Raw genomic sequence first — 15,232 nt, 5'->3', positions numbered from 1 at the left:
CGTTTCGATGCTGGGCATTATGCCATCTTCATCGGCCGGGAGCAGGGGCAATTCAGGACGCATCGCGAAACGGCAGCGCGTCCCGGGCGGCACCGCAGTAGGCCCTTACCCGGACCCGCTCCTCGGCGCAGAAGCGCGCCACGGGGTCGCGCAGGCGCGGGTCGGCGATATGGTGCAGCGAGGTGAGCAGGCGGGGCGCAAAGCCCCTTGCCAGCTTGTGCTCGCCCTGGGTGCCGGGGTCGAAGAGGGCCAGCCCCCGCGTCAGACAGTGCTCGATGCCCTGGTAGTAGCAGGCCTCGAAGTGCAGGCAGTCGGCCATGACCTCGCTGCCCCAGTAGCGCCCATAGAGGGTGCGAGCGCCCTGCAGGCAGAGCGACGCAGCCACCGGCTTGCCCCCGAGCCGCGCCTGCACCAGCAGCAGCGCCTCCGGCATCGTGGCGCGCAGCCGTCGGAAGAAGTCTAGGTTCAGGTAGCCGTGGCGACCGCGCTCCAGGTAGGTGATCTCGTAGCAGCGGAAGAAGTGCTCGAGGGCTTGCGTGTCGATCGCCTCGCCCTCCAGGCGGTGCAGGCTCAGCCCCTGGTCGGCAACGATGCGTCGCTCGCGGCGGATCGCCTTGCGCCGCTTCGAGGTCATGGCGGCCAGGAAACCATCGAAGTCGCCGTAGCCGGCATCCCGCCACTGGAACTGCACCCCGTGGCGGGCCAGCAGACCGGGGCGCGCCGCCTGCCAGGCGGCCACCTCGGCCTCTTCGGCGAACAGCAGGTGCCAGCTCGAAAGCACGCTCGCAACGTCCTCTCCGCCTCCTTCCCCGCCTCCCTCCCAGGCCGTGGCCAGCAGCTGCCGGGCCGCCAGGGGGTCGACCCCCTCCGACAGCGCCAGCCGCGGCCCCGGCGCCGGGGTATAGGGAATCGCCATCAGCCCCCTTGGGTAGTAGCGCCCCCCCGCCCCCCCCCCAGGCCGTGGCCAGCAACTGCCGGGCCGCCAGGGGGTCGACCCCCTCCGACAGCGCCAGCCGCGGCCCCGGCGCCGGGGTATAGGGAATCGCCGTCAGCCCCTTGGGGTAGTAGCGCCCGCCGGCCCGCTCCCAGGCATCGGCCCAGCTCCAGTCGAAGACATACTCACCCAAGGAGTGGTGCTTGTGGTAGTAGGGCATCACCCCCACCAGCGCCTCGCCCCGCCACAGGGTGAGGTGGCGCGGGACCCAGCCGGTGGCCGGACTCACCGACCCGCTGGCCTCCAGGGCGTGCAGGAACGCGTGGCGCAGGAAGGGATGGTCGTCGCCGACCAGGGCATTCCAGGCCGCGGCCGGTACCGCCTCGATGGCGGGCAGTGCGTGCAACACGAGCGGGGTCATGGAGGCTCCGGCAGCTGACAAGGCGTAGGCAGAAGGCCTACATTGTGCCCAGTGCCGAAGCCCCCTTCCATCTTCATCGACACACGGAGACGTGCATGACCGATGCCCGCGAACTGCAACTGCGGTTCGACGCCCAGCGCCGCGCCTGCGCGGCCGAGCCCTACCCGAGCCTGGCCATCCGCCGCGATCGCCTGGCGCGGCTGGCCACGCTGACCCGCCGCCACCGCGATGAGATCATCGCCGCCATCAGCGAGGATTTCGGCCACCGCGCCGCCGCCGAGAGCCGCCTGGCGGAGATCACCACCGTGCTGCAGGCGGCCCACCATGCGCGGCGGCGCCTGCGCCGCTGGATGCGCCCCAAGCGCGCCGCCGTGCCCTGGCGGCTCAAGCCGGGGCGGGCCAGGGTCCACCGCCAGCCGCTGGGCGTGGTGGGCATCATCGCTCCCTCCAACTACCCCTGGAACCTCGCCTGGCTGCCGGCGGTGGACGCCCTGGCTGCCGGTAATCGGGTGCTGATCAAGCCCAGCGAGCACACCCCGGCCACCAGCGCATTGATGGCACGATTGGCCGAGCGCTACTTCGACGCCGAGGAGCTCGCGGTGGTCCCGGGCGGCGTGGAGACCGCGCGCGCCTTTTCGGCCCTGCCCTTCGACCACCTGCTGTTCACCGGCAACGCCCGGGTGGGCCGGGAGGTGGCCCGGGCGGCCGCCGCCAACCTGACCCCCATCACCCTGGAACTGGGTGGCAAGACCCCGGCCATCATCGGCCATGATGCCGACCTGACCCACGCCGCCGAGCGCATCGCATTTGGGAAGTGGCTCAACGCCGGTCAGACCTGCATCGCACCCGATCACGTGCTGATCGAGGCCTCACGGCTCGGCGACTTCATCGAGGCGATGCGCAGGACGGTGGGGGATTTCTACCCGAAGGGTACCGCCAGCGAGGACTACAGCGCCGTGCTGGGGCAGCGCCAGCGGGTGCGTCTCGAGGCGATGCTTGAGGAGGCCCGCGACCATGGCTGCCGAATAATCCCGCTGGGCGAGCGTCTCGCGCTGCCGGGCGGCGGTACCAAGCTGCCACCTACCCTGGTGATCGACCCCAATGAGGGTCTGGCCCTGATGCAGGAGGAAATATTCGGCCCCTGGCTGCCGATCCTCGGCGTGCGCGACCTCAACGCCGCCATCGACCACGTCAACGCCGGGCCGCGGCCGCTGGCGCTCTACGCCTTCACCGGCGATGCCGACCTGCGCCGGCAGGTGCTCGAGACGACCCACTCCGGCGGCGTGGTCTTCAACGACACCCTGTGGCACAACGCCGTCCCCGCCCTGCCCTTCGGCGGCGTGGGCGAAAGCGGCATGGGCGCCTACCAGGGCGAGGCCGGCTTCCTGCGTTTCAGCCTCGAGCGCAGCGTCTTCCTCCAGGCGCGTCGCAACGCCGTGGGGCTGCTGAATCCCCCCTACCGGCGCTGGCTGCTGAGGCTACTGGGGCTCTAGCCGAAAGAGCAACCGCTCATGAGGTAATAAAACTAAAAATATCCTGAAATTCTAGCTAGAATGGCGGGGATTTCGGACATTAATTTGGTAAACTTACCAAATTAAACACAGAAACCGAGGTGCCCCATGGCCACGCCGACCCCTGACCTGAACGCCACCGTCGCCGACGTTACCCGCCGCATCCGCGAGCGCTCCACCGAGCGCCGCGCCCTCTACGAGGCGCGCATGGCGGACCAGCACCGGCGCGGCGTGCATCGCGGCGAGCTCTCCTGCGGCAACCTGGCCCACGGCTTCGCCGCCTGCGGCAGCGAGGACAAGAATTCGCTGAAGCTGATGAACAGTGCCAACCTCGGCATCATCTCGGCCTACAACGACATGCTCTCGGCCCACCAGCCGCTGGAGACCTTCCCCGCCACCATCAAGGCCGCCGCCCGCGCCATGGGCTCCACCGCCCAGTTCGCCGGCGGCGTGCCGGCCATGTGCGACGGCGTCACCCAGGGCCAGCCGGGCATGGAGCTGTCGCTGTTCTCCCGCGACGTGATCGCCATGGCCGCCGCCGTGGGCCTCTCCCACAACATGTTCGATGCCGCCCTCTACCTGGGGGTGTGCGACAAGATCGTGCCGGGGCTGTTCATCGCCGCGGCGCGCTTCGGCCACCTGCCGGCGATGTTCGTGCCCGCCGGCCCCATGGAGAGCGGCCTGCCCAACAAGGAGAAGGCGCGCATCCGTCAGCTCTACGCCGAGGGCAAGGCGAGCCGCGAGGAGCTGCTGGAGGCCGAATCCGCCTCCTACCACAGCCCCGGCACCTGTACCTTCTACGGCACCGCCAACTCCAACCAACTGATGATGGAGATCATGGGCCTGCACCTGCCAGGCACCTCCTTCGTCAATCCCGGCACCGAACTGCGCGAGGCGCTGACCCGCTTCGCCACCGAGCAGGCGATCCGCAACACCGAGCCGGGCGGCGACTACCTCCCCTTCTACAAGCAGATCGATGAGCGCGCCATCGTCAACGCCATCGTCGGGCTGCTGGCCTCCGGCGGCTCCACCAACCACACCCTGCACCTGGTGGCCATGGCCGCCGCGGCGGGCCTGACCATCACCTGGGAGGACTTCACCGACCTCTCCGCGGTGACCCCCAGCCTCATGCAGGTCTATCCCAACGGCCAGGCCGACATCAACCACTTCCAGGCCGCCGGCGGCATGAGCCTGCTGATCCGTGAGTTGATCGCCGCCGGCCTGATCCATAACGACATCCCCACGGTGTTCGGCACCGACCTCACCGCCTACACCCGGGAGCCCTTTCTCGAGGAGGGCAAGCTGGCCTGGCGTGAGGGCCCCACCGAGAGCCTCGACGCAGAGGTGCTGGCCTCGGTGGCGAGACCCTTCGCCCCCACCGGCGGGCTCACCGTGCTCGACGGCAACCTGGGTCGCGGCGTGATCAAGGTCTCGGCGGTGGCCCCCGAGCACCGCATCGTCGAGGCGCCGATCAGGATCTTCGAGGACCAGAACGAGCTCAAGGGCGCCTTCGAGGCCGGCGAACTCGACCGCGACGTGATCGCCGTGGTGCGCTTTCAGGGCCCCAAGGCCAACGGCATGCCCGAACTGCACAAGCTCACCCCCTACCTCGGCGTTCTGCAGGACCGCGGCTTCAAGGTGGCGCTGGTCACCGACGGGCGCATGTCCGGCGCCTCCGGCAAGGTGCCGGCGGCCATCCACATCAGCCCCGAGGCGCTGGACGGCGGGCCGCTCGCGAAGTTGCGCGATGGCGACATCGTGCGCCTGGATGCCAACCAGGGCAGCCTCGAGGTCAAGATGGACGCCCTCAGCTGGGCAGAACGCGAGCGGCGGGTTGGCGATCTCGACCATTACCATGTTGGCCTGGGGCGCGAGCTGTTCGGCGGCTTTCGCCACCTGGCCATGCGTGGCGAGGAGGGCGGCAGCGTGTTCGGCGGTTTCGAGGCCGACGACCTGGCCCGCCAGGCTGGCCAGATTCACGAAGAGGACGCCTGAGCCACTGCCATAACGAGGCCATTGTAGTTGCACATCGCGAGAAGCGCCGGGGACAGGTTGGAGAGGGGGTCCTACGCCAGGGATGGCGTCGGTAGCGCCCAGGGAGGGGTTTACAGCGCCCCCTCAAAGACCTGTCGCCGGAACAGCTTCGAGCGCTTCAGCAATCTGCAAGAGCTAGGGACGGCCAGAAAGGACGACTTGGCAATGACAAGACCCGCGCTGATCGGTGATATCGGCGGCACCAACGCCCGCCTCGCCCTGGCGACCCCGGGCGCCTTCGCGCCCCATGACATCCAGAGCCTGCCCTGCGCCGATTACCCCGGCCTGGTGGAGGCGGTGCGCGACTACCTGGCACGGGTCGGCGCCACGGGCGAGGCCGCCCCCCGCGAGGCCTGCCTGGCCCTCGCCTGCCCGATTCGCGGCGACCGAATAAGCATGACCAACAACCCCTGGTCGTTCTCCCGGGCCGAGTTCCAAGCGGCGCTTGAGCTCACGCTGTTAAAGGTGATCAACGACTTCACCGCCCAGGCCCTCGGCGTTCCCCACCTGACCGAGACGGATCGGGTTGAGGTGCAGCCCGGCGAGGCGATTCCCCATGCGGCCCGCCTGGTGATCGGCCCCGGCACCGGCCTCGGCATGGCCGGCCTGTTTCCCGGTCGCCACGCCTGGATTCCCCTGCCCACCGAGGGGGGCCATGTCACCTTCGCCCCCACCGACGAGCGCGAACAGAACCTGCTGCGCCACTTCCGCACCCGCTATGGCCGCGTCTCGGTGGAGCGCCTGCTGTGCGGCCAGGGGCTGCTCGATCTCTACCTGGCTCACTGCTCGCTGAAGGGCGCCAATCCGGTGCATGCCACGCCCGCCGAGGTCACCGCGGCGGCCGACGGTGACCCGCTGGCCCGTGATACCCTGCTGCGCTTTCTCAAGATCCTCGGCGACGTCTGTGGCGACGCCGCCCTGACCCTGGGCGCCCGGGGCGGCGTCACCCTGTGCGGCGGCATCCTGCCGCGGCTACTCGACTGGCTGCCCCGGAGCCACTTCCGAGAGGCCTTCGCCGCCAAGGGGCGCATGGGCGCCTACACCGCGGCGATCCCCGTGCACGTGGTCACGGGCCCCTGGACGGGGCTGCTGGGCGCCGCCGAGGCCCTGTACAATGAAGAGGTCCAATGATGATTCCGCAAACTCTGCGCACCCTGCTCGACGAGACCCGCGGCCGGCGCCGCGCCCGGTGGGCCGGCCGCGAGGTGTGGCTGGCCAACGAGGCCTGGGGGGAGCTGGCCGTCTCGCTCCAGGGCGCGCAGGTCCTGCACTATCTTCCAAACCCAGCCGCAGGCGGTTTACCAGCGCCGCTCTCTATCGCGTCCGAAGACACGCGAAGGCACGCGAGCGCACCGGCCCCAGACGAGGGTAACGAAGGGATGGTGGCCGGCGGCTGGCTGTGGGTGACGACCACGCCCCAGCCGCTGCCCGGCGCCATCCGCGGTGGCATCCCGCTGTGCTGGCCCTGGTTCGCCGACGACCGCTATGCCGACGAGTCGGCGGACCACAGCGGCCCCTTCCATGGTCCGGCGCGCAAGGCAGATTGGCGCCTCGATGCCGTGGACGACCACGAGGAGGGCGTCGAACTGCATCTTTCCCCGGAGGCGCGACTGCACAGCCAGCTCTCGCCGCGCCTGGTGGTCCAGGCCAATGCCCGCCGCCTGCATGTGGAGCTGATCACCGAACACGTCGGCGAGACCCCGGTGAAGATCAGCGGTGCCCTGCACAGCTACCTGGCCGTGCGCGACGCCTTCACCTGCCGCTTGGAGGGGCTGGCCGGCGCCCGCTACCTGGACAAGCTGGCCGGCTTCGCCGAACGCGAGCAGCAGGGCGAACTCGGCGTGCAGGGCGGGCTTGATCGCATCTACCACAGCAACGCCGAGCTCACCCTGGACGACGGCACACGCCGCATGCGCATCGCCCGCCAGGGCAGCGATTCCGCCGTGGTCTGGCACCCGGGCGAGGCACTTCCGGACGATACGCCGCCGGAGGCCGGACGCCACTTCCTGTGCGTCGAATCCGCCAACACCCGGCTCGACCCGGTGTGGCTGGTCCCCGGCGCCCAGCACCTGCTGGGTACCACTCTCAGTCTGGAGAAGACGTCATGACCCCCGTTATCAGCTTCGGCGAGGCCCTCGTCGACATGCTTTCCAGCCGCCTCGGCGAGAGCGACCCCACCGCCACCGAGACCTTCACCCCTTACGCCGGCGGCGCACCGGCCAACGTAGCCGTCGCCTGCGCCCGCCTGGGCGTCCCGAGCCGCTTCCTGGGCATGCTCGGCGAAGACCACTTCGGCGACTTCCTGGCCCGGGAGCTGACCAGCCACGGCGTTGACACCTCCGGGGTGGTACGCACCCGGCAGGCGCGCACGGCGCTGGCCTTCGTCTCCCGGGATGCCTCGGGCGAGCGCACCTTCGACTTCTATCGCCCGCCGGCGGCGGACCTGCTCTACCGCCTCGAGCACCTGCCGACCGGGGTCTTCGCCGAGCCCGCCATCGTGCACTTCTGCACCAACAGCCTGACCGAGCCGGCGATCGCCGAGACCACCCTGGCCATGGCCGAGATGGCCCGCCGCGCCGGCTGCCTGGTCAGCGTGGACGCCAACCTACGCCACAACCTGTGGGCCAGCGGCCAGGCCGACATCACCCTGGTCACCCGCCTGCTCGACGCCGCCTGGCTGCTCAAGCTCTCGTCAGACGAGCTCGGCTACCTGAGCGCCGACCACCCCGCCGACGCCTGGCTGGCCGAGCGGCTGGCCGCCGGGGTCAAGGCCATTGTGATCACCGACGGGCCGGGCGAGGTCCGGCTGCTGGGCACAAGCCTCGAGCGGCGGGTGACACCGCCCACCGTCCAGGCGGTGGACACCACCGCCGGTGGCGACGCCTTCATCGGTGGCCTGCTGGCCGAGCTCTCGGCCTATCTCGGCAGCGCGGGCATCCATGGCGACTGGCATCGCGATGCCGACTTCCTGTCCCGCGCCGTCGATACCGCCTGCCGCTGTGGCGCCCACGCCGTGACCCGTCCGGGCGCCTATGTCGCCCTTCCTACTCATGAGGACCTGGCGCGGCTGAAGGGTTGAAGCCTCGCTGCCACAGAGGAGCCCCGCCATGCCCTACCTGGCCCAGGCGTCACGCTACGACGCCATGCACTACCGCCGCTGCGGAAACAGCGGCCTGCAGTTGCCTGCCCTGTCCCTGGGTCTATGGCACAACTTCGGTGACGTGAATACCCTCGACATCCAGCGCCAGCTGCTGCGCCGCGCCTTCGACCTGGGCATCATCCACTTCGACCTGGCCAACAACTACGGCCCACCGCCGGGCAGTGCCGAACGCAATTTCGGGCGCCTCTTCCACGAGGACTTTCGCCCCTATCGTGATGAGCTGATCATCTCCACCAAGGCAGGCTATCCGATGTGGCCAGGCCCCCACGGCCGGGGAGGGTCCCGAAAATCGCTGCTGGCAAGTCTCGACCAGAGCCTGGCGCGGATGGGGCTCGACTATGTGGATATCTTCTACTCCCACTGCGTCGATTCGGATACCCCGTCGGAGGAGACCGCCGGCGCCCTGGCCAGCGCCGTCAGGCAGGGCAAGGCCCTCTACGTGGGCATCTCCTCCTATTCGGCGCCGCGGACCCGCGAGATCATCTCCCTGCTGCGCGCAGAGGGAGTGCCCTGCGTCATCCACCAGCCGGCCTACAACATGCTCAACCGCTGGGTAGAAGCCGAACTGCTCGACACCCTGGACGCCGAGGGCATGGGCTGTATCGCCTTCACCCCACTCGCGCAGGGGCTGCTCACCGACAAGTACCTGGACGGGATTCCCGAGTCGGCACGCATCAACCGGCCGGGAGGCGAATCGCTGCGCCCCGAGCATCTCAGCGAGGCGAATCTGGCGCGGATCGCGGCTCTCAATGCCATCGCAGAGCGCCGCGGCCAGAGCCTCGCACAGATGGCGCTGGCCTGGTTGCTGCGCGATCCCCGGGTGACCTCGGTGCTCATCGGAGCTAGCCACACCGCCCAGCTCGAGGAGAACGTCGCCACCCTGGACAACCTCGCCTTCAGTGAGCCGGAGCTGGCGGAGATCGACCAGCACGCCCCGCAGGATGCCGGGATCAACCTCTGGGCGATGTCATCGCAGCGCTGAACTCGGGCTTGAGCACCCGATAGAGACGCCGGAAGCGGGCATAGTGGGCCGCGTGGTGGCCGGCATCTGCCGAGGGCGCGAAGACCCGGTCGACCTCGGGCGTCCGGCATACCGTGTCAGGCGACTCGCCGCTCACCGCCAGGCGTGCCAGCCGGGCCGCCCCGAAGGCGGGGCCCGCCTCGCTGTCGCGATAGCGCACCAGCGGCCGCTCAAGGATATCGGCCAGCAGCTGCAGCCACAGATCGCTGCGTGTCCCGCCGCCCATGGCCGCCAGGCGCTCGATAGGCGTGCCCGCCCCCTCGATCACCCCCATCGCCTCGCGCAGGCTGTAGCCCACTCCCGAGAGCACCGCCCGGGTCACCTCGCCGACATCGCTGGCCGGGGTCAGGCCGAACAGCACACCCCGGGCCGCGGGGTCGTCGTGGGGGGTGCGCTCGCCGTTGAGGTAGGGCAGGAAGAGCAGCGATTCGGGCCGGCCGCCGCGGACCTCGGCACGGGCCAGGGCCTCCTCGATGGTGACGCCCATCAGGCCGGCAGCCCAGGACAGCGCACTGGCGCCGTTGAGCAGCGCGGCCATCTGGAACCAGCGGCCCGGCAGCGCATGGGCGAAGGCGTGAAGGGCCCGCTCGGGTGCCGGGCGATAGCCTGGTGTGGCGACGAACAGCTGGCTGGAGGTACCCAGGGTGAGAAAGGCGCTGCCCTCATCGATGGCACCGATGCCCAGGGCGCCGGCGGCCACATCGCCCGCCCCACCGGCGATCACCACCCCCTTGCGAAGTCCCCAGCGCCGGGCCAGCTCGGGGCACAGCCGCCCCGCTTGCACGCTGCCCTCCACCAGGCCGGGTAGCCAGGCCGGGTCGACGGCGCACGCGGCGAGCACCTCCGGCGACCACTGGCGACTGGCCTGATCGAGCAGTTGGGTGCCGGCGGCATCGCAGCAGTCGGTGAAACGTTCACCACACAGCTGCCAGCGGACCTGGTCCTTGGGCAGCAGCAGGTAGCGCACGCGCGCCATGACCTCCGGCTCATGGCGCGCGAGCCACGCCAGCTTGGCCGGCCAGAAGGCCGGCATGGCACCGATGCCGGTGATCTCGCCGAGCCGCGGCAGCCGACGGGTCAGCTCACCACACTCGGCTTGGGCGCGGGCATCGTTCCACAGGATCGCCGGGCGCAGCACCTCGCCCCGGGCATCCTGCAGCACCAGGCCGTGCATCTGCCCTGACAGTCCGATGCCGGCCACCTTCCCCAGGGCCACCGGCGCCTGGCGGCGCAGGTCGGCCATGGCCGCCTCGACGGCCTGCCACCAGCGCGACGGCGGCTGTTCCGCCCAGCCCGGGCGCGGATAGTCCACCGCGTAGCCTTGCCCGGTGCTCGCCTGCACCCGCTGGTCGGCATCCACCAGCACCGCCTTGACCGCCGAGGTGCCGATATCCAGCCCCAGATAGGTGTCATCGGCCATGGTCAGGCCGCCCGGGTGACCGGATGCCAGGCGATGCGCTCTCCGCTCTCGGCATCGAAGAGGTGCACCTTGGCAAGATCGATTGCCAGGTGGATGGTCTCGCCCGGATGGACGTCATGACGCTCGCGGAACACCATGGTGATGTGATGGTCACCCAGAATCGCCACCACGTGGATCTCGGCGCCGGTGGGCTCCACCGACACCACCTTCACCGGCACGCCTTCGTCGGCCAGGGTGATGTCTTCCGGCCGAATCCCGTAGACCGCCTCGGCGGGCGAGCTGGAAGTGTCAAGCTCGCCCAGCGGCAGCTGACCTCCACCCTGCACCTCGAACTGGCCGTCCTGACCCGGGCGCCCATGGATCAGGTTCATCCCGGGGCTGCCCATGAAACTCGCCACGAAGAGGTTGGCGGGGCGGTCGTAGAGCTCAAGCGGGGTACCCATCTGCTGCACATAGCCCTGGTGAAGCACCACGATGCGGTCGGCCATGGTCATGGCCTCAATCTGGTCGTGGGTCACGTAGACGGTGGTGGTCTTCAGGCGCTGGTGGAGTTCCTTGATTTCGGTGCGCATCGAGACGCGTAGCTTGGCGTCGAGGTTCGACAGCGGCTCATCGAACAGGAACACCTGGGGGTCGCGTACGATGGCGCGCCCCATGGCGACACGCTGTCGCTGCCCACCCGACAGCTCTCGCGGATGGCGCTTTAGCAGGGGACCGAGATTGAGAATGTCGGCGGCATTGTTGACCTTCTCGTCGATGATCGCCTTGTCGACCTTCGAAATCTTCAGCGAGAAGCCCATGTTCTCGGCCACCGTCATGTGGGGGTAGAGCGCGTAGCTCTGGAAGACCATGGCGATGTCCCGCGCCTTGGGGGGCATGTCATTGACCACCCTGCCGCCGATGCTCACGTCCCCGCCGCTGACGGATTCCAGGCCGGCGATCATGCGCAGCAGGGTCGACTTCCCGCAGCCGGAGGGGCCTACCAGGATCACGAACTCGCCATCCTGAATGTCGATGTTGACCTCATGAATGACCGTCTCGTTACCGAAACGCTTCTTGATATTCTCGAGCTTGATGTTAGCCATAATTGTTATATCCAACTTTGGTCTAGTTTGATGTCATTTTTCCCGGGCGAGACCGCCTCGCCGATGAATCCGTTAGACATTGGTCTAATATCCTTGTCGCTGAAAGCCACTTCCACCCCCTTCACCGCGGGGCCATGGCGGCTCTTCCAACATCCCGAAAATCATCTTCAACGTTATGTTTTAGCATGTATTTTCGGGAGGCCTGGCGGTCTACCATCGGGTATTCTCAATCTTTCATAACATCCGATTTCCTCACACTCTAGCTCAATTATCTACGCTAGGTGACACGATTCTGCAAATCCACTATCTTGGTCACAGCCACTGGCAAACCCGCCCATATTGGCCACAGTGAACTGGCTTGTGTCAGTTCATCCACGGAATGCCATCGAGCCGGATCATCCAGTTGGAAATGCTGCACAACAACAAACGTGAAACGTGCTGGGAGATATCATCCATGACAACAACACAACTGCTCACCGCTACCGGCCTCGGCCTGGCGATGGCCACCGGCAGCGCCATCGCCCTCGCCGACGAGATCACCATCCGCTGGGCCCTGCATCCTGGCGAGGAAGCCAATGCGGTCATCGAGCACTTCGCACCAGAGTACGAGCGCCAGACTGGCGTCCGCGTGGTCGGCGAGATCCTGCCACCCGACCAGTTGCGCGACCGCATGTCCATCGAGGCGATCGGCGGCACCGGCCGCTGGGACATGGGCTACCACAGCCCGGGCTGGTTCGGCACCTTCCGCGACCATGTAGCCGACCTGACACCCTTCATCGAGAAGTACGGCTTCGACCTGGACGCCTACCCGGAGCTGATCCGCCGCTCACACATGGAGAGCAGCTCCCGCCCCGGCGACATCATCGCCCTGCCCACCACCCCCGCGGCGCCGATGCTGATTGCCCGCGAGGATTTCTTCGAACACCCCGATGAGCAGGCCGCCTTCGAGGACCAGTACGGCCGCGCCCTGGAAGTGCCGGCCACCTGGCAGGAGCTCTACGAGGTCGCCGAGTTCTTCACCCGCGAGGCCGGCGAGACGGTGGCCGGCGAGGTGCTCGAACAGGATCTCTACGGCTGGACCGACGCCCTGGGCGCCGGCAGTGGCGTGGCGCGCAGCTTCATCGTGATGCTCTATTCCACGGGCCTGGAGGGCTGGGACGAGAACTTCCAGCCGGATCTCGATCACCCGATCCTGGTCGAGGCCGCCGAACTGTTCGTCGACCTGGCCAACGACACCGCCCCCCCCGCCGCCCGAAACTGGGACTTCCTGGAAGGGCTGAGCTACTTCCGTGACGGCCGCCTGGCCATGGCCACCATGTGGCCGCAGGGTCTCGGCACCGTGGAGGACCCCAGCGGCGTCGCCGCCGGCAAGGTGCTCTACCAGCCGCTCCCCGCTTTCGAGGGCAACCTCAAGGGCTATGAGCAGGGCGTGCCCTTCCTGGGTGGCGGCGGCGTGTTCATCTTCGACACGCCCAACGCCGAGGAAGCCTTCAAGTTCCTGAAGTGGATGCTGCAGGACAACGAGATCGAGTGGGGCAAGCAGACCCAGCAGTTCTCCCGCCAGGCCCACTTCTCCAGCGAGGAGCTGCGCGGACTCGAGGACCACTACGAGCGCTTCCTGCCCGCCTACGAGCAGGTGCTGCAGCAGGTGTTCGTGCGCCAGGGCATCCCCGAGTACGGCACCGCAATGTGGCAGGGCACCGTGGACTTCGCCACCGACGTGCTCAGCGGCGACATGACCCCCGAGCAGGCACAGAGCCGCTGGGTGCGCAACATCGAACGCACCTTCCGTCGCGCCGGCTACCTCGACTGAGGACGACCGGAAGCGGGGTCGGCGCGCCGGCCCCGCATGACCCGACTCGACCTTCCCTATCCGCTCCGAGGTGAGCCCCCATGCAGAACAATCTCAACCGCTTTACGCGGGGGTGGTACTTCGTGCTGCCCGGCCTGATCGCCATGCTGCTGATCGTCGTCTTTCCACTGACGATCGCCTTCCGCTTCAGCCTCCATGACGTCTTCCTCTACGACTTCGGCAACCAGTGGTTCGTCGGGCTCGAGAACTATCTCTATGCCATCCAGGATCCGCTGTTCCTGAACTCAGTACGCGTCACCGCCCTGTTCACCATCGCCAACACCGTCGGCTGCCTGGTGATCGGCATGCTGGTGGCCTTCCTGCTCAGCGGCAAGAAGATCCGCTTCAAGCCCGGCTGGATGGCCCTGTTCCTGATGCCCTTCGTGATGACCCCGGTGATCGTCGGCATCACCTGGCGGCTGTTCATGTGGGAGCCGGATTTCGGGGTGGTCAATCAGGTGCTGGGCTTTTTCGGCATCGGCGGCCCCCACTGGCTGACCGACCGCTCCACGGCGCTGTTCGCCACGGCGCTGACCAACGCCTGGCACCTCACGCCGATGGCGATCCTGGTGCTCTACGCCGCCCTGACGACCATCCCCGAGGAGCTCTACGAGGCGGCCCGGGTGGACGGCGCCGGTCCCTTCCAGACCCTCTGGCACGTAGTGCTGCCGATGATCCGCGCCCATATCCTGTTCGTGTCGATCATCATCATGACCAGCGCCTTCCGCGAGTTCGACATGATCTTCACCATGACCGGCGGCGGCCCGGGACGCTCCACCACGGTGATGAGCATCCTCGCCTACAACCGCGGCATCGCCAATCAGGACATGGGCATGGCCAACACCATCGCCTTCACCATGTTCATCATCATGGCCGTGGTCGCCTGGCTGTATATCAAGGTCTACAAGGTCAACAAGGAGGCCAGCGAATGAACGATCGCACCAAGGGCCGCCTGATCCTCGGCGGCCAGTATGTCGGCCTCACCCTGTGGCTGATCATCGCCCTGCTGCCGCCGGTGATCCTGCTGGCCGCCGCCCTCAACGAGACCGCCATGTTCCGCTCGCCCCTGGCGCTGCTGACCCTGCGCGACTTCACCCTCGACAACTTCGCCACGGCCTTCAGCGCCGGCGATTTCTGGTTCTTCTTCCGCAACAGCCTGTTTATCGCCACCGCGGCGGTGATCATTTCGGTGGTGGTCTGCGTGCCCATGGCCTACGGCCTCACCAAACTGCGCCCGCGGGTGCGCTCCAGCCTCTCCTTCGCGGTGCTGGCGATGCGCTTCCTGCCCCACGTGGTGCTGGCCCTGCCGCTGTTCCTGATCTTCGTCAACATGGGTCTGTCCGGCTCGCGGATCGGGCTGCTGCTGGCCCACCTGTCGATCCATATCCCCTTCGCCGTATGGATGATGGTGGGCTTCTTCGAGAACGTACCCAAGGAGATGGAGGAGGCCGCCATCGTCGATGGCTGCGGCCCCTGGCGCCTGTTCTGGAGCATCTCGCTGCCGGTGGTGCGCCCCGGTCTCAACGCCCTGGCGATCCTGGTGTTCATCATGTCCTGGAACGAGTACCTGTTCGCGCTGTTCCTGGCCGGCAGCGACGCCCAGCCGCTCACCGTGGGCATCACCCGCTTCATGGGCGGGGTCGAGGCCGGTGCCCAGTACGGGGTGATCGCCGCCTACGCCAGCCTGATCGTCCTGCCGGTGATCATCTTCGCCCTGCTGGCCAACCGCTATATCGTCACCGGCATGACCGCCGGCGCGGTGAAGGGCTGAACCGAACCGCCACGAGGAGAGAT

General features: G+C 68.0%; 11 protein-coding genes and 1 pseudogene. 9 read left to right on the top strand and 3 right to left on the bottom strand.

What is annotated here, in order from left to right:
* Positions 1–52: 52 nt before the first annotated feature.
* Positions 53–1,355 (bottom strand): annotated as a pseudogene (locus ACR80S_RS02335) (GNAT family N-acetyltransferase).
* Positions 1,356–1,450: 95 nt separating this feature from the next.
* On the opposite strand from ACR80S_RS02335, the gene ACR80S_RS02330 reads away from it, so the two are divergent.
* The 6 genes from ACR80S_RS02330 to mgrA all read left to right on the top strand — a co-directional run bounded on the left by ACR80S_RS02330 (position 1,451) and on the right by mgrA (position 9,042).
* On the top strand, positions 1,451–2,848 hold the full coding sequence (locus ACR80S_RS02330) for an aldehyde dehydrogenase family protein (protein ID WP_435402474.1): 1,398 nt from the start codon (positions 1,451–1,453) through the stop codon (positions 2,846–2,848).
* A gap of 126 nt (positions 2,849–2,974) precedes the next feature.
* A complete protein-coding gene (gene edd / locus ACR80S_RS02325; protein ID WP_435402473.1) occupies positions 2,975–4,861 on the top strand; it encodes a phosphogluconate dehydratase in 1,887 nt (628 codons plus the stop codon).
* Between the two features lie 204 nt (positions 4,862–5,065).
* On the top strand, positions 5,066–6,031 hold the full coding sequence (gene glk, locus ACR80S_RS02320) for a glucokinase (RefSeq protein ID WP_435402472.1): 966 nt from the start codon (positions 5,066–5,068) through the stop codon (positions 6,029–6,031).
* Positions 6,031–7,008 carry an aldose epimerase family protein gene (locus ACR80S_RS02315; RefSeq protein WP_435400879.1) on the top strand — a complete coding sequence of 326 codons (978 nt, stop codon included), beginning with the start codon at positions 6,031–6,033 and terminating at the stop codon, positions 7,006–7,008. The genes glk and ACR80S_RS02315 overlap by 1 nt, the downstream gene beginning before the upstream one ends.
* Positions 7,005–7,979 (top strand): carbohydrate kinase family protein, encoded by a 975-nt coding sequence (locus ACR80S_RS02310; protein ID WP_435402471.1) that lies wholly within the window; start codon positions 7,005–7,007, stop codon positions 7,977–7,979. Before ACR80S_RS02315 ends, ACR80S_RS02310 begins: the two co-directional genes overlap by 4 nt.
* A 28-nt stretch (positions 7,980–8,007) precedes the next feature.
* Positions 8,008–9,042 carry an L-glyceraldehyde 3-phosphate reductase gene (mgrA, locus tag ACR80S_RS02305; protein WP_435402470.1) on the top strand — a complete coding sequence of 345 codons (1,035 nt, stop codon included), beginning with the start codon at positions 8,008–8,010 and terminating at the stop codon, positions 9,040–9,042.
* On the opposite strand, the gene xylB is transcribed toward mgrA, so the two are convergent.
* Positions 9,011–10,501, bottom strand: coding sequence for a xylulokinase (xylB, locus tag ACR80S_RS02300; RefSeq protein ID WP_435402469.1), 1,491 nt, complete (start codon positions 10,499–10,501; stop codon positions 9,011–9,013). The two genes, mgrA and xylB, sit on opposite strands and share 32 nt — an antisense overlap.
* A gap of 2 nt (positions 10,502–10,503) precedes the next feature.
* Positions 10,504–11,586, bottom strand: coding sequence for an ABC transporter ATP-binding protein (locus tag ACR80S_RS02295; RefSeq protein ID WP_435402468.1), 1,083 nt, complete (start codon positions 11,584–11,586; stop codon positions 10,504–10,506).
* 454 nt (positions 11,587–12,040) lie between these two features.
* Between ACR80S_RS02295 and ACR80S_RS02290 the strand changes: the two genes are divergently transcribed.
* The 3 genes from ACR80S_RS02290 (at position 12,041) to ACR80S_RS02280 (ending at position 15,209) form a co-directional block, all read left to right on the top strand.
* Positions 12,041–13,399, top strand: a complete 1,359-nt coding sequence (locus ACR80S_RS02290) for an ABC transporter substrate-binding protein (protein ID WP_435400690.1) — start codon at positions 12,041–12,043, stop codon at positions 13,397–13,399.
* Positions 13,400–13,479: 80 nt separating this feature from the next.
* Positions 13,480–14,370 carry a carbohydrate ABC transporter permease gene (locus ACR80S_RS02285; RefSeq protein WP_435400689.1) on the top strand — a complete coding sequence of 297 codons (891 nt, stop codon included), beginning with the start codon at positions 13,480–13,482 and terminating at the stop codon, positions 14,368–14,370.
* Positions 14,367–15,209, top strand: a complete 843-nt coding sequence (locus ACR80S_RS02280; RefSeq protein ID WP_435400688.1) for a carbohydrate ABC transporter permease — start codon at positions 14,367–14,369, stop codon at positions 15,207–15,209. The genes ACR80S_RS02285 and ACR80S_RS02280 overlap by 4 nt, the downstream gene beginning before the upstream one ends.
* Positions 15,210–15,232 lie beyond the last annotated feature (23 nt).

This window comes from Halomonas salsilacus, from assembly GCF_051216275.1.
Taxonomy (GTDB): domain Bacteria; phylum Pseudomonadota; class Gammaproteobacteria; order Pseudomonadales; family Halomonadaceae; genus Halomonas.
Note: the sequence above shows the minus strand (reverse complement) of the source record. Positions and strands in the feature narration are given on the sequence as shown.